This window comes from Mycobacterium sp. 48b, assembly GCF_048282725.1.
Taxonomy (GTDB): domain Bacteria; phylum Actinomycetota; class Actinomycetes; order Mycobacteriales; family Mycobacteriaceae; genus Mycobacterium.
This window is the reverse complement of sequence record NZ_JBLVUL010000001.1, coordinates 2,297,476-2,315,156: the sequence shown is the minus strand read 5'-3', so window position 1 is coordinate 2,315,156 and position 17,681 is coordinate 2,297,476. Positions and strand designations below refer to the sequence as shown.

At 67.6% G+C, this 17,681-nt stretch carries 18 protein-coding genes; 3 read left to right on the top strand and 15 right to left on the bottom strand.

The features are described 5' to 3' along the window. Nucleotides 1-49 precede the first annotated feature (49 nt). Complete coding sequence (locus tag ACNQR1_RS11310) at nt 50-1,237, top strand: AI-2E family transporter (protein ID WP_418046127.1); 1,188 nt, start codon at nt 50-52, stop codon at nt 1,235-1,237. Here ACNQR1_RS11310 and ACNQR1_RS11305 read toward each other — a convergent pair. Both ACNQR1_RS11305 and ACNQR1_RS11300 read right to left on the bottom strand, forming a co-directional pair. Next, complete coding sequence (locus tag ACNQR1_RS11305; RefSeq protein ID WP_418046125.1) at nt 1,234-2,037, bottom strand: dienelactone hydrolase family protein; 804 nt, start codon at nt 2,035-2,037, stop codon at nt 1,234-1,236. The two genes, ACNQR1_RS11310 and ACNQR1_RS11305, sit on opposite strands and share 4 nt — an antisense overlap. A gap of 23 nt (nt 2,038-2,060) precedes the next feature. Beyond that, complete coding sequence (locus ACNQR1_RS11300) at nt 2,061-2,699, bottom strand: DUF4245 domain-containing protein (protein ID WP_418046123.1); 639 nt, start codon at nt 2,697-2,699, stop codon at nt 2,061-2,063. Nucleotides 2,700-2,754: 55 nt separating this feature from the next. Here ACNQR1_RS11300 and glpX point away from each other — a divergent pair, with 55 nt between their 5' ends. Together glpX and ACNQR1_RS11290 are read left to right on the top strand one after the other, a co-directional pair. Beyond that, nucleotides 2,755-3,783 carry a class II fructose-bisphosphatase gene (gene glpX, locus ACNQR1_RS11295; protein WP_090517867.1) on the top strand — a complete coding sequence of 343 codons (1,029 nt, stop codon included), beginning with the start codon at nt 2,755-2,757 and terminating at the stop codon, nt 3,781-3,783. A gap of 18 nt (nt 3,784-3,801) precedes the next feature. Then, nucleotides 3,802-5,232 carry a class II fumarate hydratase gene (locus ACNQR1_RS11290; RefSeq protein ID WP_418046121.1) on the top strand — a complete coding sequence of 477 codons (1,431 nt, stop codon included), beginning with the start codon at nt 3,802-3,804 and terminating at the stop codon, nt 5,230-5,232. Between the two features lie 72 nt (nt 5,233-5,304). Here the strand turns inward: ACNQR1_RS11290 and ACNQR1_RS11285 are convergent, their stop codons facing one another. The 13 genes from ACNQR1_RS11285 to ACNQR1_RS11225 all read right to left on the bottom strand — a co-directional run bounded on the left by ACNQR1_RS11285 (nt 5,305) and on the right by ACNQR1_RS11225 (nt 17,671). Then, entirely contained in the window at nt 5,305-7,029 is a 1,725-nt protein-coding gene (locus ACNQR1_RS11285; protein ID WP_418046119.1) for a GAF domain-containing protein, read from the bottom strand. A gap of 42 nt (nt 7,030-7,071) precedes the next feature. Further along, entirely contained in the window at nt 7,072-7,506 is a 435-nt protein-coding gene (locus tag ACNQR1_RS11280) for a pyridoxamine 5'-phosphate oxidase family protein (RefSeq protein ID WP_418046117.1), read from the bottom strand. Nucleotides 7,507-7,590: 84 nt separating this feature from the next. Next, a complete protein-coding gene (gene dosR, locus ACNQR1_RS11275) occupies nt 7,591-8,229 on the bottom strand; it encodes a hypoxia response regulator transcription factor DosR/DevR (RefSeq protein WP_044519937.1) in 639 nt (212 codons plus the stop codon). Between the two features lie 10 nt (nt 8,230-8,239). After that, on the bottom strand, nt 8,240-8,689 hold the full coding sequence (locus tag ACNQR1_RS11270; RefSeq protein ID WP_418046114.1) for a universal stress protein: 450 nt from the start codon (nt 8,687-8,689) through the stop codon (nt 8,240-8,242). 20 nt (nt 8,690-8,709) lie between these two features. Continuing rightward, nucleotides 8,710-9,693 carry an Acg family FMN-binding oxidoreductase gene (locus ACNQR1_RS11265; protein WP_418046112.1) on the bottom strand — a complete coding sequence of 328 codons (984 nt, stop codon included), beginning with the start codon at nt 9,691-9,693 and terminating at the stop codon, nt 8,710-8,712. Between the two features lie 70 nt (nt 9,694-9,763). Next, a complete protein-coding gene (locus tag ACNQR1_RS11260; RefSeq protein WP_418046110.1) occupies nt 9,764-10,648 on the bottom strand; it encodes a polysaccharide deacetylase family protein in 885 nt (294 codons plus the stop codon). Nucleotides 10,649-10,729: 81 nt separating this feature from the next. Continuing rightward, nucleotides 10,730-12,043, bottom strand: a complete 1,314-nt coding sequence (locus ACNQR1_RS11255; RefSeq protein WP_418046108.1) for a PhoH family protein — start codon at nt 12,041-12,043, stop codon at nt 10,730-10,732. 200 nt (nt 12,044-12,243) lie between these two features. Further along, nucleotides 12,244-13,071 (bottom strand): acyl-ACP desaturase, encoded by an 828-nt coding sequence (locus ACNQR1_RS11250; RefSeq protein WP_418046106.1) that lies wholly within the window; start codon nt 13,069-13,071, stop codon nt 12,244-12,246. Between the two features lie 78 nt (nt 13,072-13,149). Then, entirely contained in the window at nt 13,150-14,613 is a 1,464-nt protein-coding gene (locus ACNQR1_RS11245; RefSeq protein WP_418046104.1) for a glycine hydroxymethyltransferase, read from the bottom strand. 24 nt (nt 14,614-14,637) lie between these two features. After that, the gene (locus ACNQR1_RS11240; RefSeq protein WP_418046102.1) at nt 14,638-15,144 is read right to left on the bottom strand and encodes a hypothetical protein; all 507 of its coding nucleotides are present in this window, start codon (nt 15,142-15,144) and stop codon (nt 14,638-14,640) included. A 67-nt stretch (nt 15,145-15,211) separates the two neighbouring features. After that, complete coding sequence (locus ACNQR1_RS11235; protein WP_418046100.1) at nt 15,212-15,535, bottom strand: hypothetical protein; 324 nt, start codon at nt 15,533-15,535, stop codon at nt 15,212-15,214. A gap of 301 nt (nt 15,536-15,836) precedes the next feature. Continuing rightward, a complete protein-coding gene (locus tag ACNQR1_RS11230; protein WP_418046098.1) occupies nt 15,837-16,247 on the bottom strand; it encodes a hypothetical protein in 411 nt (136 codons plus the stop codon). A gap of 194 nt (nt 16,248-16,441) precedes the next feature. Next, nucleotides 16,442-17,671, bottom strand: coding sequence for a DUF885 domain-containing protein (locus tag ACNQR1_RS11225; RefSeq protein WP_418046097.1), 1,230 nt, complete (start codon nt 17,669-17,671; stop codon nt 16,442-16,444). Between the last annotated feature and the right edge of the window lie 10 nt (nt 17,672-17,681).

The window sequence follows — 17,681 nt, the reverse complement described above, 5'->3', positions numbered from 1 at the left end:
GTCACGCCGGCGTGGCGATAGGGTCAGCCCAACGGCGGGAAGGGACCCGATGAAAGACCAGTTCACCGTCACCCAGAAGCGGGCGCTGGCGGTCGTCACGGTGCTGGCCGTGCTGCTCGGCGCCTACTTCCTGCGTGGCTTCTTCGTCCTGATCGTGATGGCCGCGGTCGGTGCGTATCTGTTCACGCCGCTCTACCAACGGTTCCAGCGCCGGTTCGGTACCGGCCTGTCGGCCACGCTCACGCTGTTGGTCGCGATCCTGATGGTGATCATCCCGGTGGCGCTGGTGGTGTTCATGGCCATCGTGCAGGTGACCCAGCTGGTCAACACGGTCAGCACCTGGATCGCCGACACCGACCTCAGCACGCTCGGCGACCGGGCCCTGCAACTGGTCAACTCACTGCTGGGCCGGGTTCCGTTCCTGGACATCCACCTCACCGCGGATTCGTTGCGCGACACCGTGGTCAAGCTTTCTCAGCACCTCGGCGAGTGGCTGCTGGGCATCCTGCAGGGCGCGGTCGGCGGCATGGTCGGCGCGATCACGGCGTCGATCATCTTCCTGTACGTGTTCATCTCGATGCTGGTGAACAGCTCCGAGCTGGCCACGCTGATCCGCAGGCTGAACCCGCTCGGCGAAGAGATCACCGACCTGTACCTGGCCAAGACCGGCGCCATGGTGAAGGGAACCGTCAAGGGGCAGTTCGTGATCGCGTTCTGCCAGGGCGTGGCCGGTGCCATCTCGATCTACGTCGCGGGATTTCACAACGGCTTCTTCGTCTTTGCGATCCTGCTGACCGCACTGTCCGTGATCCCGCTCGGCGGCGGGATCGTCACGATTCCCTTCGGCATCGGAATGGTGTTCTTCGGCAACGTCATCGGCGGCATCTTCGTGGTGGCATTCCATCTGCTGGTCGTCACCAACATCGACAACCTGCTGCGCCCCTGGCTGGTGCCCAAGGCCGCCCGTCTGGATCCCGCACTCATGCTGCTGGCGGTGTTCGCCGGCATCTCGATGTTCGGGTTCTTCGGTCTGGTGATCGGGCCGGTGCTGATGATCATCATCGTCACCACGGTCAGCGTCTACCTGGCGGTCTTCAAAGGCGTCGAACTCGAGACGACCGAACCCGACGAGCCGGGACAACGCCCATGGCGGCGGGTGTGGGATTGGGTTCAGAAACGGCTCGGGGGCAAGACCGATGCACCCCGAGCCGAATCGAAAGCCAAAGCCGAGAGCTAATTCGCGCTCAGCCGCTCGGTGAGGAACGCCACCACCCGTTTGCGCGCCTCGTAGGCGGGATGCCCGTCGACCTCGCGCACCTGATCGGTGAGCACCGAGTGCGCCGACGCCGGGATACCGTCGGGATTTCCCTTCTTCGAGTTGATCTCGATGACCTCGAATGCGTCGCCGAGCCGGGCCTTGAGGGTGGTGAACCGCTCCCCGGGCGCCATCTTGTCCTGGCTGAACCGTAGGGCCAGCGCGCACAGGCCGTCGTCGGCGACGCGCTGTTCGACGATCTTGAGCTCGGCCTCCGACATTCCCGGATCGCGTTTCTGCGCCGCGGTCAGAGCCACCGGGATCGACGGCTGACTCAGCACGGGCGCCAGCACGCTGTCGTCCACCGCGGCGGCGAGCGCGAAACCGCCGGTGAAGCACTGCCCGATGACGCCGACGCCCTTACCGGGGGTGCTGGCGTTGAGGTCGCGTGCCAGGGCCCGCAGGTAGTGCGCGACGGGGCGGTCGGCGTTCGTCGCGAACGCCGCGAATTCCTTTGTCACGCAAGCTTTCACCATGACCGGAATGGCACCCGGCCGGACCGCGGCCGCGCCGGGGGTACCGAACAGCGACGGCGCGGCCACCGTGAAACCGTTGTCCACCAGATGATTGCCCAGCGCGAGGACGCCGGGATGCAGGCCGGGAATCTCGGGAATCAGGACGACACCGGGGCCTTCGCCCTTGCGGTACACGTCGTAGGTCTGATCGGCGGCGGTGAAAGGGGTGGCGGTCCACCCGGTGAGATCTGCAACTGGCGACGACAACACGGGCTCCATCCGGTAGTGCGTCACGGCCTCTTGATCGGCAGCGGCAACTGCTTCTGCGTCGCACTCGCCAGCGTACGGTACTCATCAGTACCACCGGCGCCCGTGATGGCGACCTGCGCCGGTCCGCTCAGCTTCGTCGTCCACACCGGTTCCGGGTCGCTGCTCTCGTAGACCACCCAGGTCACCCCGTCGACGTCCTGGGTGCCGGCCGCAAACGAATCCGGTTTGATCGAAGCCACCAGGGCGGCCTCGTCGGCATTGCTCTGCGTCAGGCTTAAGTACTTACCGGTGGGTGCCAGGTAGCCGATGCGCGAGGACACCGCGCGGCCGTGCTGGCCGTCGGGCAACGTCAGCCCGCCGTCGATGCCGTGGCGACTGCCGGAGTTGGGCTGCCAGCCCTCGGGCAGCTGAGGCAGCCGGATCGGGATCTTCAACGTGTCGGCATCGGCCTGCAGTGCGGCCGGCGCATCGAATTCCGGGGCGGGTCCGGCCCCGGGGCCACCCGCCTGAAACGAGCACATCCCCAGCATTCCGGCCAGCACGATGCAGGCCACGACCAGCGGGGCCATCGACCAGAACATATCCCGACCGTCCTGCAGCAACCGCGACTTTTCCGGCTTCGGGACCGGGGTTGGCTGAGACGTCGGCTCGGAGGACATGCTCGCCAGTATCCCAGCTCCCAAACGCTGACCACGTTCTGGGACAATCTGGGCCATGAGTCCCACGCGGGGAGAAGCCCCGGATCGCAACCTTGCCCTCGAACTCGTCCGGGTGACCGAGGCCGGCGCCATGGCCGCGGGCCGCTGGGTCGGTCGCGGCGACAAGGAGGGCGGAGACGGGGCCGCCGTCGACGCCATGCGTGAGCTGGTCAATTCGGTCTCGATGCGCGGCGTCGTGGTGATCGGCGAGGGCGAGAAAGACGAAGCACCGATGCTCTTCAACGGTGAAGAGGTCGGCAACGGCGACGGTCCGGAATGCGACTTCGCCGTCGATCCGGTCGACGGCACCACGCTGATGAGCAAGGGCATGCCGAACGCCATCTCGGTGCTCGCGGTCGCCGAGCGGGGCGCCATGTTCGACCCGTCGGCGGTGTTCTACATGAACAAGATCGCCGTCGGCCCCGAGTGCGCCGACGCCATCGACATCACCGCCCCGATCGGCGAGAACATCCGCCGGGTGGCCAAGGTCCGCGGCGCCTCGGTGAGCGACCTGACCGTGTGCATCCTGGACCGCCCCCGGCACGCCCAGCTGATCCAGGACGCCCGCGCCGCCGGCGCCCGCATCCGGCTCATCACCGACGGCGACGTCGCCGGCGCCATCTCGGCCTGCCGTCCCAACTCCGGCACCGACATCCTCGCCGGTATCGGCGGCACGCCCGAGGGCATCATCGCCGCGGCCGCCATCCGCTGCATGGGCGGGGCGATCCAGGCCCAGCTGGCCCCGACCGACGACGCCGAGCGCCAGAAGGCCATCGACGCCGGCTACGACCTGGACCAGGTGCTCTCGACCGACGACCTGGTCTCGGGTGAGAACGTCTTCTTCTGCGCGACCGGCGTCACCGACGGTGACCTGCTCAAGGGCGTGCAGTACTACCCCGGCGGCTGCACCACCCAGTCCATCGTGATGCGGTCCAAGTCCGGCACCGTCCGCATGATCGAGGCGTACCACCGGCTGACCAAGCTCAACGAGTACTCCGCCATCGACTTCACCGGCGACAAGACCGCCGCCTACCCGCTCCCGTAACTCGCTAGAAAGGGCATCATGAGCACCGATACCGACGGAGCTGTCGAGTACCGCATCGAGCACGACACCATGGGCGAGGTCCGGGTGCCGGTCAACGCCCTGTGGCGGGCACAGACGCAACGCGCCGTGGAGAACTTCCCGATCTCCTTCCGCGGGCTGGAGCGCACCCAGATCCGCGCGCTCGGCCTGCTGAAGGCGGCCTGCGCGCAGGTCAACAAGGACCTGGGCCTGCTGGCCGCCGACAAGGCCGACGCCATCATCGCCGCGGCCGGCGAGATCGCCGACGGCCTGCACGACGACCAGTTCCCGATCGACGTGTTCCAGACCGGCTCGGGCACCAGTTCCAACATGAACGCCAACGAGGTCATCGCCTCGATCGCCGCGCGTAACGGTGTGACCGTTCACCCCAACGACGACGTGAACATGTCGCAGAGCTCCAACGACACGTTCCCGACGGCCACCCACATCGCCGCCACCGAAGCCGCTGTGCGTCACCTGATTCCGGCGCTCGAGGTGCTCCACGCGTCGCTGGCCGCCAAGGCCAAGCAGTGGAAGACCGTGGTCAAGTCCGGCCGCACCCACCTGATGGACGCGGTGCCGGTGACGCTGGGCCAGGAGTTCGGCGGCTACGCCCGTCAGATCGAAGCCGGCATCGAACGGGTCAAGGCCACCCTCCCCCGCCTCGGTGAGCTCGCCATCGGCGGCACCGCCGTGGGCACCGGGCTCAACGCCCCCGACGGCTTCGGCCCCAAGGTGGTCGAGGTGCTGGTGAACCAGACCGGGCTGGCCGAATTGCGTACTGCCGCCGACTCGTTCGAGGCCCAGGCAGCCCGCGACGGGCTGGTCGAGGCATCGGGCGCGCTCAAGACCATCGCCGCCTCGCTGACCAAGATCGCCAACGACGTGCGGTGGATGGGCTCGGGCCCGCTGACCGGCCTGGGCGAGATCCAGCTGCCGGACCTGCAGCCGGGCAGCTCGATCATGCCGGGCAAGGTCAATCCGGTTCTGCCCGAGGCGGTTACCCAGGTGGCCGCGCAGGTCATCGGCAACGACGCCGCGGTCACCGTCGGCGGCCTGTCAGGTGCCTTCGAGCTCAACGTCTACATCCCGATGATGGCGCGCAACGTGCTGGAGTCGTTCACCCTGCTGTCCAACGTGTCTCGGCTGTTCGCAGAGAAGTGCATCGACGGCCTGGTGGCCAACGAGGAGCACCTGCGCACGCTGGCCGAGTCCTCCCCGTCGATCGTGACGCCGCTGAACTCGGCGATCGGCTACGAGGAGGCCGCCAAGGTCGCCAAGCAGGCCCTCAAGGAGAAGAAGACCATCCGCCAGACCGTGATCGACCGCGGCCTGATCGGCGACAAGCTGTCGGAGGCCGAGCTGGACAAGCGCCTCGACGTGCTCGCCATGGCGAAGGTCGTCGATGAGCGCTTGCGCGAAGAGCAATAAAGCAGGCAGCGACCCTTCTCGACGCGAAAGCGCCCCGAAACCGATCGGTTTCGGGGCGCTCTTGTTTACGCACTACTCGGGAAGCGGTGCGGCCCAGCGCAACACGGTTCCACCACCGGGCCGGTCGGTGATGGTGAACCGGCCGTCCGCACTCAGGGCGCGGGCCCGCAGATTACCCAGCCCGCTCTCGGTCACCTCGGCGGCGATCCCGCACCCGTTGTCCGACACCTCGATAGACAGGTCGTCGGCCACCTCCACGAGAACGCCGAGTTCGGTTGCCCCCGAATGGCGTACCGCGTTGCTGATCGCCTCGCGCAGCACCGCCTCGGCGTGATCGGCCAGGGTCGCGTCGACCACTGACAGCGGTCCGACGAACCGCGTGCTGGTATGGATCGGCGCGTCGGCGAACTGGGCGATCACCTCGTCGAGGCGCTGCCGCAGCCGTGTCGTACCCGCCTGGGCGCCATGCAGATCGAAGATCGCGGTCCGGATCTCCTGGATGACTGCCTGCAGGTCGTCGACGGTGCCGGTGAGCCGTTGCTGGACCTCTGGGGAATGGGCCCGCGGGATCGTGCCCTGCAGTGACAGACCCACCGCGAACAGTCGCTGGATGACGTGATCGTGCAGGTCCCGGGCGATCCGGTCGCGGTCGGCGAGGATCTCCAACTCCCGCACACTGCGCTGCGAGCTGGCCAGCTGCCAGGCCACCGCGGCCTGGTCGGCGAACGCCGCCGCCATGTCGAGTTGCTCGGCGGTGAAGCACCGGGCGCCATCGGCGCGCACGGCCACCAGCACTCCGGCGACGGTGTCGTAGGTGCGCAGCGGCAGCACCAGCGCCGGGCCACCCGCGCCGTCCAGCTCCAGGCGGTCCAGCCGGTGCGGTGTGCCGTCGCGGTAGGCCGCGCCCACCGCGTCCTCCGCGGCGTGCCGGCCCACCGGGATCGAGTCGATCGTGGTCGGCCTGCCCGCGGTGGCGGCCACCACGAGGGTGTCGGCCTCGCCCGCCTGGACCTCGCTGCCGGGTACGGCGACCACGATCCGGTCGGCACCGGTCAGTGTGAGCGCCTCGTCGGCGACCATCCGGAATACCGTTGCCGGATCGGTGCCGCCGAGCAGTTCGGTGCCGATGTCGCGGGTTGCCGCGATCCAGGCCTGCCGGTCGCGCGACAACTGGTAGAGCCGGGCGTTCTCGACGGCCACTCCCGCGGCCGCGGCCAAGGCCTCCACGAGCACCTCGTCGTCCTCGCTGAACGGCTGCCCGTTGGTCTTGTCGGTGAGGTAGAGGTTGCCGAACACCTCGTCGCGGATCCGCACCGGGACGCCCAGGAAGGTCCGCATCGGCGGGTGGTTGGCCGGGAACCCGACCGAGGCGGGATGCTGACGGATATCGTCGAGGCGGATCGGTTTCGGATCGTCGATCAGTACGCCCAGCACACCGCGGCCCTCGGGCAGATGCCCGATCCGGGCACGCATCTCGTCGTCGATGCCCTGGTAGACGAACTCGGTCAGCTCATGATCGTCGCCACGGACACCCAGCGCGCCGTAGCGCGCGTCGACCAGCTCGATCGCGGTCCGCACGATGGTGCTGAGCGTGACCTCGAGGTCCAGGCCCGAGGTCACCGCGAGCATGGCCTCGACCAGGCCGTCGATCCGGTCGCGGCCGGTGATGATCTCCTCGACACGGTCCTGGACCTCGGTGAGCAATTCGCGCAACCGCAGCTGCGAGAGAGTGTTCCGCAACGGCGGGGTTCGCTGTTCATCGTCGGGGTGTGCACCGTGACCAGTCACGTCCACCATGCTGGCACTACCGGCTGCAACGCACCAAGCGCGTCCAGATCGTCACCGCGCAGCCGGCTCGGGCCCGAACCGGAACCGGCGACCGGTGACCCGGACCGGTGACACCCGGACATAGTGCGTCTTCGACGTGGCCGTCCACGGCAGTAACTGCGCCCGTTCGGCTTCGTCCAGTTCGTCGTCGGTGCGCAGGGTGCGTGCCACGCCGCGCACGATCACACTCCAGCCTTCGGCCGCGTTGTGATCGTCGGCTTCGAACACCACCTGGTTGTTGATCGCCGCGCTGATAAGTTTTGTCCCGGCCGCGGTGCGGAACAGGATGGTTCGGTTCTGCACGACGAAGTTCACCGGGAACACGTGCGCCTCGTCGTCGACCGCGGTGACGAGTCGGCCGAGTGACACGCTACCCAGCAGCTCCCAGCTCTCCCTCTCGGAGAGAATCGTGACCGGCTCACTGCGCGTAGACAATTCGATTCCCATGGCGACGACGCTATTGCCACGCAGATCGCCGCACCACGGGCGAAGGCCCCAACCATTAGGGACCAAAGACCCTGGGAGCCAGGGCTACTGGCGGTGACGGTCCAGCGTCGAGGCGAATACCGCAGCCTGTGTGCGGCGCTCCATGCCCAGCTTTGCCAGCAACCGCGAGACGTAGTTCTTGACCGTCTTCTCGGCGAGGAACATCCGGGCCGCGATCTGCCGGTTGGTGAGCCCCTCCCCCAGCAGATCGAGCAGCACCCGCTCCTGCTGGGTCAGCCCGGCCAACGGGTCGGAACGCTCGGCGTCCCCACGCAGCTTGGCCATCAGGGCCGTGGCGGCGCGGTTGTCCAGCAGCGACTTCCCGGCCCCCACGTCCTTGATCGCCTTGGCCAGTTCCATGCCCTTGATGTCCTTGACCACGTAGCCGCTGGCGCCGGCCAGGATGGCATCCAGCATGGCCTCGTCGGAGGTGAACGAGGTCAACATCAGGCAACGCAGATCGGGCATGCGCGACAACAGTTCCCGGCACAGCTCGATGCCGTTGCCGTCGGGCAACCGGACATCGAGCACCGCGACGTCGGGTGCCAGCGCAGGCACCCGGGCCAGCGCCTGGGCTACCGAGTCGGCCTCGCCGATCACGTCGAGCTCCGGGTCGGCGCTGAGCAGGTCGATCAGCCCGCGGCGAACCACCTCATGGTCGTCGACCAGAAAAACTCTGATCATTCCCCGAGTCTCACAACCGGTGGCGCCGATCGCAAGTGAGGACCGCGCAACCCGAGCGCGCCAGCGCCGTCTGCAGGCCGGCCGAATCCGGGTGATCGGCTCCCAGCACGAGCACCTGGGCCGAGTCCGGGTGTGTCGTCAGGTATTCCGCCACGCTGTCGTAGCCGTCGATGCTCTGCACGTCGAGCCCAGGAGAACGCTTGAGCGCGCGGGCCAGACGCCGCTGCAGCTGCGCCTCAGACAACCGGTCGCGCTCGGCGACGGCCGTCTCGTCGTACATCTCACGGTGCCGGGCTCCCCAGGTGGTCAGCACCCGCAGCGGTGCACCACGGAGCAGGGCCTCCTCGATCGCGGTGTGCAACGCGTCGTTGCTGGCGGTGCGGCCGTCGGCCTCGACCACGACGGCCGCACCAGCGGCGGGAACAGAGGTGGCGGCGGGATCGATCAGGGTATCGGTCATGGTCAGCTCCTATTCGACGGTCAGGATTCGAAGGTCAGGAAGGCCTCGACGGCGCGGCGCGGGGTCGGCGGGGGCGCGTCGGTGATCGTCGGGGCGATGCCGATCCGCACCAGCAGTTGCGGGCAGGCGTCGCGGCCGATCAGGGTGGCGATGATGTCGCGGCTGGCGTGCAGTTCGGTCACGTGGCTCACCGGGCAGGTGGCCAGGCCCGACAGCGTGCACTCCAGCAGCAGCGCCGACAGCGCCTCGCCGGCATCGAGGGCGTCGGCCCGGCTGTATCCGTCGGTGGACAACACCACCAGGGTGGCCGAATCGTCGCGGACCGTGGGGCGCCGATCGCTGTGGGCGACGACCGGGAAGGTGCGTGCCACCGCGACGCGCTCGCTTTCGGCGGCCGACACCAGAGAACTCTGCGGGATACCGTCCTCGGTCGCGAACGGTGTTGTCCACCAAGCGAGTTCGGCGTGATAGCCGGAATCGTAGAGCCGCAGCGACTCCGTCAGCTCGGCGGCCTCGGCCACGGTCTCCCGCATGTCCTCGGACAGCACGTCCAGGTGCACCGGTCCTTCGGCGAACCGGGCCCGCAGCAGTACCTCGAACGCGTCCCAGTCCGCGTACGCGGTCATCGGCAGTCGGTCGGTGCGCCGGGCCAAGATCGCGTCGGCCCTTCGGCGGTGGGCGTCGGTGACGAACTCCATCGGCGAGAACTGCAACGTCGCCAGGTGGTCGAGGTCGTTCGGATTGGGGAAGCGGTCGACCATGGTGGCCCACCCGGCCGCGGCCATGGCGACCCGGAGGTGGTCCAGCAGCACGCCGCAGCTGATGATCGCTTCCCGCGCGGACCGGTCGGTCGCGGTCACCACCCGGTTGGGGTCCAGGTGCAGGTGCAGACAGTCACGTTCAGCCACCAGCCGCCACGGTTGAGTGTTGTGCAGGGAGGGTGCACGCGATGCCAGCTGCACCGCAAGGGTGAGGGTCGCGGTATCGCACATCGTGTCGGGCATACTTCAAGCCTCGTCGTGCCCGGGCCCGCCGGTTAGGGTCTTTGGTCCTCAAACCGGCGCGATGTACGTCTCACGCCCCGTTGTTGGGGCCCCCGGAATTCGCACCGGGGATGTCGGTGATCGGGAAGTTCGGCATCGGCGGAGGCGACGGCGTGGCGGGCAGCGCCGGGATCTCCTCCGGCGGAATGTCCTTGAGCGCCTCGGCCGGCGGTACGGGCGGGGCGTTCTCCCGGCTGCCGTAACTGGTGCCCGGCTCGCGCTCACCGAGCATGTGGCTCACGGTCACCAGGTGGTAGCCGTTGGCCTTGAGTACCGGGATGAACTGCTCCACCAGGTCCACGGTGGACGAGTAGGTGTCATGAAACAACACGACGTTGTTGGGCCTGATCTGCGTCATCAGCATGTAGCGGGTCGCGGCGATGTTGGCGTCGTTGGCCCAGTCGAACGGGATGACGTCCCAGTTGATGTCGGCCAAACCCTGCTTGCGGGCCTCGGCCAGCACCTGGTCATTGACCAACCCGCCTGCTGTGCGCACCAGCTTCGGACGCCGGCCCGTCGCGGCCTCGATGGCGTCGCTGGCCTTGCTGAACTGGGCGGGGATCTCCTCGGGCGGGATGGTCGTCATGTTGGGGTGTTCCCAGGTGTGGCTGCCCAGTTCCATCCCTGCCTCGACCACCCGCTTGGCACCCTCGGGATTGGCGGCGACCTTGTTGCCGATCTCGAAGAACGTTGCCTTGGCGTCGTTGTCCTTGAGGATCTGCAGGAGCCGGTCGGTGTAGGGCCCGGGCCCGTCGTCGAAGGTCAGTGCGACGCACTTCTCCTTGGCGCAGTCCACGTCATCGGGGCCGTCGCGGTAGATGTGGCCGGTGAGCGCGCCTACCACCACGACCACGACGGCGGCGGTCACGCCGACTACGGTCCAACGCCACGCCTGACTGTCGGGAAGCCTCGCCACCCCGGCAGCCTACCGGGCCGGTGATTTGGGTGCGTTTACCGGCGATGAGCGCCGGTAAACGCACCCAAATCACTCAGGGGCTCAGGGCAGGGCGCCGGGGCTGAACTCCTCCAGCATCTCGGTGACGAGCGCGGCGATCGGCGAACGTTCACTGCGCTGCAGCGTGATGTGGGCGAACAGCGGGTGCCCCTTGAGCTTCTCGATCACCGCCGCGACACCGTCGTGGCGACCCACCCGCAGGTTGTCGCGCTGGGCCACGTCGTGGGTCAGCACCACCCGCGAGCCCGCGCCGAGCCGCGACAGCACGGTCAGCAGCACGTTGCGTTCCAGTGACTGTGCCTCGTCGACGATCACGAACGAGTCGTGCAGGGACCGGCCCCGAATGTGGGTCAGCGGAAGCACTTCCAGCATTCCACGGGACAGCACCTCTTCCAGGACCGCCGGGCTGGCCAACCCTTCGAGGGTGTCGAAGACAGCCTGGGCCCATGGACCCATCTTCTCGCTCTCACTGCCCGGCAGGTAGCCGAGATCCTGGCCGCCGACCGCATACAGCGGACGGAACACCACGACCTTGCGCTGCGTTCGGCGTTCCAGCACGGCTTCCAGACCCGCGCACAGGGCGAGCGCGGATTTGCCGGTGCCTGCCTTGCCGCCGAGCGAGACGATGCCGACGGATTCGTCGAGCAGCAGATCGAGGGCGACGCGCTGTTCGGCTGACCTTCCCCGGAGGCCGAACACTTCGCGATCACCGCGTACCAGCTGCACCCGCTTCTCGGCGTTGACCCGCCCGAGCGCCGACGAGCTACCGCCCAGCAACCGAATTCCGGTGTGGCAGGGCAGATCCCGAGCTTCGGTAAGGTCGATCTCGCCATCGGCGAACAGCGTGTCGATATCTTCTGCCGCCACGTCGAATTCGGTCATTCCGGTCCAGCCGGACACCACCACGTCCTGCGCGTGGTACTCGTCGGCGGCCAGGCCGACTGCGCCGGCTTTGACGCGTAGCGGGATGTCCTTGCTCACCAGCGTGACATGCTTACCCTCCGCGGCGAGATTGGCGGCACACGCGAGGATGCGGGTGTCGTTCGTCTCGGTGCGAAAGCCCGTCGGCAACACTGAAGGGTCGATGTGATTCAACTCGACCTGCAACGTGCCACCCTCTGCGCCAACAGGAATCGGCTGATCCAGCCGTCCGTGCTCAAGCCGCAGATCATCGAACATCCGTAGCGCCTGCCGGGCGAACCAGCCCAGCTCGTGGTGATGCCGTTTGGCTTCCAGCTCGCTGATCACGACCAGCGGGACCACCACTTCATGCTCGGCGAACCGGTTGCATGCCCATGGATCGGACAGCAACACGGATGTGTCGAGCACATAGGTACGGACAGGAGTATCAGTCACGTGGCGCTCCTAGAACCCGCGCGGCCCCACACGAGTTGCTCGGTGGACACTGCGGCACCAGGACCGGAGCCGGTCCTCTCGTGATCTAACCGATCGGTACCGTCCGGACAGCAGAGCATGTCGCTAGCCATCGGATTTGACGCTACTCCCGCCTCGGCGGGGTTGCTGGCTGGCGCGCCGCGCGTGTGATGCCCGGCGCGTTACGTGTTGATGAACTCCTGGAGCTCAGACTCACCGGCGAGTCCCCAGGCGTCGATCCGGTCGGAGATGACCTTCGCCAGAGCTGCCTTGTCGAAGATGCCGGCCTCGGCCACGACGGCGACCTTGTCCTGGTAGGCGTCGATATCTGAGCCTATGACGCCGAGCCCTCTAGCCCGGGCCGCGATGGCCGCGATGGTCTCGTCGCGGTGGGTGCCCAGCAGGTGCGACACCAGGTTGGCGAAGAACAGCTCGTGGCGCTCCTCGTCGAGGACGATGCGCTCGACCATCGCGCCCAGCACCGGCTCGGTGATCTGCGCCCGCAGGTTGCGGGTGTACACCGCGTGCGCACGCTCGAAGAACGCCATGAACACCAGCGTCTCGATCTGGCTGTAGCTGTCGGCGCGGTAGCCCTTCATCACGTGCTCGACGCGGACGTCCTCGTTGGCCGTCGGGTCGATCTCACGGGTGACGACGAGATAGTTGCGCAGCGCGACGGCGTGCAGATGCTCCTCGGCGGTCCAGCGGCCCAGGAAGCGGCCCCACTTGTCCTCGAGGATGAAGTGCTCGACGAGCTCCCGGTGGTAACCGGAGAGGTTGTCCTTGGTGATCAGCAGGATCTCCAAGGCGTCGGTGACGGTCTTGGGCAGTGTCACCTGCGACGGATCCCAGTCCTGACCGCCGAGGAAGGCGAAGTTCTCGCCCTGGTCGAACGGCACGTAATCGTGCGCGTACCAGAGATCCTCGGTATCCAGGTGGCGACGCAGCTCGGCCTCGACAACGGGCTCAAGCTCCAAGGTCAGCGCATTAGCGACAGGTTTCTGTGCCATGAGGTAACTGTAACCCGGGTTCACACGTTTCTGAAATTCGGGCCGCCACGTGTCGCGGCGGCCCGACTCAGAAGACGATCAGAGGGTCAGACCCGGGTACAGCGGGTTGGCGTCGAGCAGCTCGGCCGAGGCCGCGTGCACGCGCTCGGCGGTTCCGTCTGCCGACTTGTACTTGGCCTTCGAGGTCCCCTCGGCCTGCGTGTTGGACAGCACCTCGACGATCAGCTCGGCCACCCGGTCGAAGTCGTCGGCACCGAACCCGCGACTGGTCAGCGCCGGGGTACCCAGCCGGATGCCGCTGGTGTACCAGGCGCCGTTGGGGTCGGCCGGGATCGCGTTGCGGTTGGTGACGACGCCGGCATCCAGCAGGGCGGACTCGGCCTGGCGGCCGGTCAGGCCGAACGAACGCACGTCGAGCAGCACGAGGTGGTTGTCGGTGCCACCGGTGACCAGGCCCGCGTCCCGCTTGACGAAGCCGTCGGCCAGCGCCTGGGCGTTGTCGGCGACCTGCTGGGCGTAGGTCTGGAATGCGGGCTGGCGCGCCTCGGCCAGCGCGACGGCCTTGGCCGCCATCACGTGGCTCAGCGGTCCGCCCAGCACCATCGGGCAGCCCTTGTCGACGGCCGGCGCGAATTCCTCGGTGGCCAGCACCATGCCGCCGCGCGGGCCGCGCAGCGACTTGTGCGTGGTGGTCGTGGTGACGTGGGCGTGCGGCACCGGGTTCTCGTCACCGGTGAACACCTTGCCCGCGACCAGGCCGGCGAAGTGCGCCATGTCGACCATCAGGGTGGCGCCCACCTCGTCGGCGATCTCGCGCATCTTGGCGAAGTTCACCCGGCGCGGGTAGGCCGAGTAGCCCGCGACCAGCACCAACGGCTTGAACTCGCGGGCAGCTGCGGCGACCGCGTCGTAGTCCAGGAAGCCCGTCTCGGGGTTCGTCCCGTAGCTGTGCTGATGGAACATCTTGCCCGAGATGTTGGGCCGGAAGCCGTGCGTCAGGTGTCCGCCGGCATCCAGGGACATGCCGAGCAGACGCTGGTTGCCCAGCTTGTTGCGCAGGGTCTCCCAGTCCGCCTCGGACAGGTCGTTGACGTGCTTGGCGCCGAGCTCGGCCAGGCCTGGTGCCTCCACCTTGGTGGCCAGGATGGCCCAGTAGGCAACGAGATTGGCGTCGATGCCGGAGTGCGGCTGGACGTAGGCGTAGGGGGCGCCGAACAGTTCGCGGGCGTGCTCGGCGGCCAGCGCCTCGACGGTGTCGACGTTCTGGCAACCCGCGTAGAAGCGGTGCCCGACGGTTCCCTCGGCGTACTTGTCGGAGAACCAGGTGCCCATGGTGAGCAGCACCGCCGGAGAGGCGTAGTTCTCACTGGCGATCAGCTTGAGCGAATCACGTTGATCGGCAAGCTCTTTGCGGGTGGCTGCCGCGACCCGGGGCTCGACGGATTCGATGACCTGCAATGCGGCCTGGTAGGCGGCGCTTGAGGTGTCGGCGTAATCAGCACCGGAAGCCGCGGGCAAGGTGGATGACGAGTCTGCTGCCATGGCATTCAGCCTAGTCGGAGCGGGTCAGCTCGACGGTCCCGGGCCGGTTTGGCCCGGCGGGTAACCGACGTAGGGATAGGGCGGCTGAGTCGGCGGCGGGACAGCGGTTCCCCGGGTGAGCTTGGTGAGCAACACGAACCAAGCGACAACCCCGGCGATCACCGATCCGGCCCACAGCAGGTTGCTGACGGTTTCCATGCGCGGTCCGTCGCCGATCGCCTTCATCAGGACCGAGGGGAATGCGCCGGGGCTGTCTCCGCCGTCGACACAGGCGAGCCCGAACACGAACATCGACGCCCACAGGATTACCTGGGCCCAGGCCTGCCCGGAGGTGAGCTCCCCGCCCGGCTGCTTACGCATCAACCTGCTCGTGAATACCAGGCAGAGTGCCAGCCACGGTGCGGCGAGGACGCCGAACACCACCATCCACCCGAGCTGCACGAACAGTCCCCGGCCGATCACCATCCACGCCAGCAAGAGCATGTTGAGCGGCATGGCCAACGCGGGGACGTACAGCCGAAACTCGGACACCCTCCGAGCCTAGGCCCGCAATGTCCACGCGAGGAACAGCTCATCGCAGGAGGCGTCGAGGGTCAGATCAGTCGGCGGTGTGGTTCCACGCGCCACCGGCCTTGCCGTTGGCATAACCACCGCCGGGCCAGCCCTTGCTCCAGTCGTGACCGGCCCAGGCACCTCCGGGCCAGCCCTTGCTCCAGTCCCAGCCGGCCCACGCGCCGCCGGGCCACGGGCTCACGAGAGGAGGCTTCGGCGGGGCCACCGTCTCGCCGTTCAAGACCACGACGGGATCGGCATTGGCCACCATCGCCGGTCCGGCCAGCAGCCCGGCCAGGCACGTCGCTCCCGCCGCCACCACACCGGCCATGCGCTTGACCCGGTTCGATTTCGTGCTCGTTGTAGTCATCTCGACCCCTTGCTGCCGCCCGGTACGTCGCACGATGCTCAGCAAATATTTTACGCTCGGCCCGCGAGCCCGATCAAGGCATCGAGGCGTCGGGACCCAGGGCGCCGGCGGTCAGCGAATCAAGGTCAATATTTGCCTTTTCAACTGCATATTTCAGAAAATGCACCCACCGCAGGCGCAACTCGTCAGCGGGCGCGGGGCCTGAACCCCAGAGACCTCAACAGCAAATCCGAAACTACGGGGACGACTGGCAGCACGCGGAAACCGGGCGGACCGATCGGTTCGCCTGGTTTCGCGGTTGTCAGCGGTGATTCCAGGCGCCGCCGGCCCTGCCGTGGATGGCAGCGCCGCCGCCCTTGCCGTTGGCCAAACCGCCACCGGGGTATCCCTTGCTCCAATCGTGACCGGCCCACGCGCCGCCGGGCCACGGGCTGACGAGGGGCGGGATCTCGACACCAGAGCCGCCAGAGGTGGCGGCGTCGGCAATGCCAGAGATGACGGATGTCACCGGATCGCTGCCGACCTTGGTGACGGGACCCTTTTTGCCCCCGGGACTGACCGGTGCCACCGGATCGCTACCGACCTTCGTGACGGGTCCGGCATTGGCCACCGCGCCCGAGCCGAGGATTCCGGCGAGCGCAATCGCACCGGCCGCCACACTCACGCCGGCCATGCGCTTGATCGTGTCCAGTTTTTCCCTTGTTGCCGCCATGGTCATTTCCTTTGCCTGACCCGGTATGGTCACCGGGCCCTATGGCAACAATGTTACCGATCAGTAACTAAGGGGCTCAAGCACTTGAGACAGGCGTCATACCGGCAGCGCAACGCAACCTAGGACACCATCAGGCAAACACAGGTTGCCCCATCGGGGCGGCGCCGAAATCCGCTGAGAAATTTGCTGCCAGGCTAGGTCCGCAGCGTCGACGGGATCAGCGGCTCGTCGAGCAGCCTGCCGAATCGCTGGGTGAGCGTCACGCCGTCGGGCCGGTCGTCCAACCACCCGCGCAGCAGCCGGTAACCCTCGATGTAGGTACTGGTGTAGGCCCGCCACAGCGGCGAGGACAGGAACCGCAGCGACTGCCTGGCCCGGTCGTCGCCGACCAGCAGCCACCGCTTGAGGAATTCCGCCACCTCGTCGACGTCGCGATGCTCGTCGTGCAGCATCAGCGCCGCGTCCTGGCGCACGTCGGCCAGCCCGGCCATGGCCTCCGAGATCGCCTCGGCGCGCTCCCCGTCGAACCGCAGCCCCAGATCGGCGTAGATGTCGGCGGCCCACGCGCCCCAGCCGGGCCCGACGATGGCGTGCAGCGCCAGGTCCGCCAGGCCCTCGGCCATCAGGCACTGCGGGGTGTTGACGAGAAAGATCGTCTGTTCCAGTTCGCCGTCGCGGGCCACCAGCCCGGCCTCTTTGCGGCAGTGCTCGGTGTGATGGCCCGGGTAGGACTCGTGGGCCACCAGCCTGGGCAGGTTGGCCATCTGTTGCTTGAGGTCGGCATTGACCGCGACGGTGGACTTGTAGTCGCCCAGGTAGTAGTTGAATCCCGACCACGGCTTGTCGGTGACCACCTCATAGGTGATGGTCTCGGTCTCCGGCAGCGGGTATGCCGCGCGCACCTTGTCGCGCAGAGCCGAGGAGAACGCGTGGATGCACTCCTCCAGCCGGGCCGGCGGAATCTCGTCGCCGGTGCGGTGCGCCTGGATCCGCTCGGTCAGTGGGCCGGTGCCGCCGAGTGCGTCGTCGAGTTTGGCGTGGGCCTGGCGGTACGTCTCTGGGTCGCCCTTGCTGATCCGTACGTCGAAATAGGCCTGCACCTCGTCGACGAAACCGACCTGCTCACCGGCGAACTTGCGGCCCGCGCAGTTGAGCGCGCGCAGGTGCGCCGCGATGTATGCGGCGCGGTCGTGGTCGAGGTCGTCGGGGATCTGGCTCAGCAACCGGTCGGCCTGGCGGGCCAGCTCGGCGGGGTCGGGCGCGGGCTCGTTCTCGACCGCGCGGCGCAGTTGGGGGTCACCGGTGAAGGAGTCGACATAGCCGTCTTCCACGCGGTCGAAGCGCAGGCCGAGCAGCAGGTACTCGCGGACGAAATCGGCCGAGTCCGTCCCCGCGCTGATTCCCAAGTCCATCCCGTTTCCCATGCCCACAACC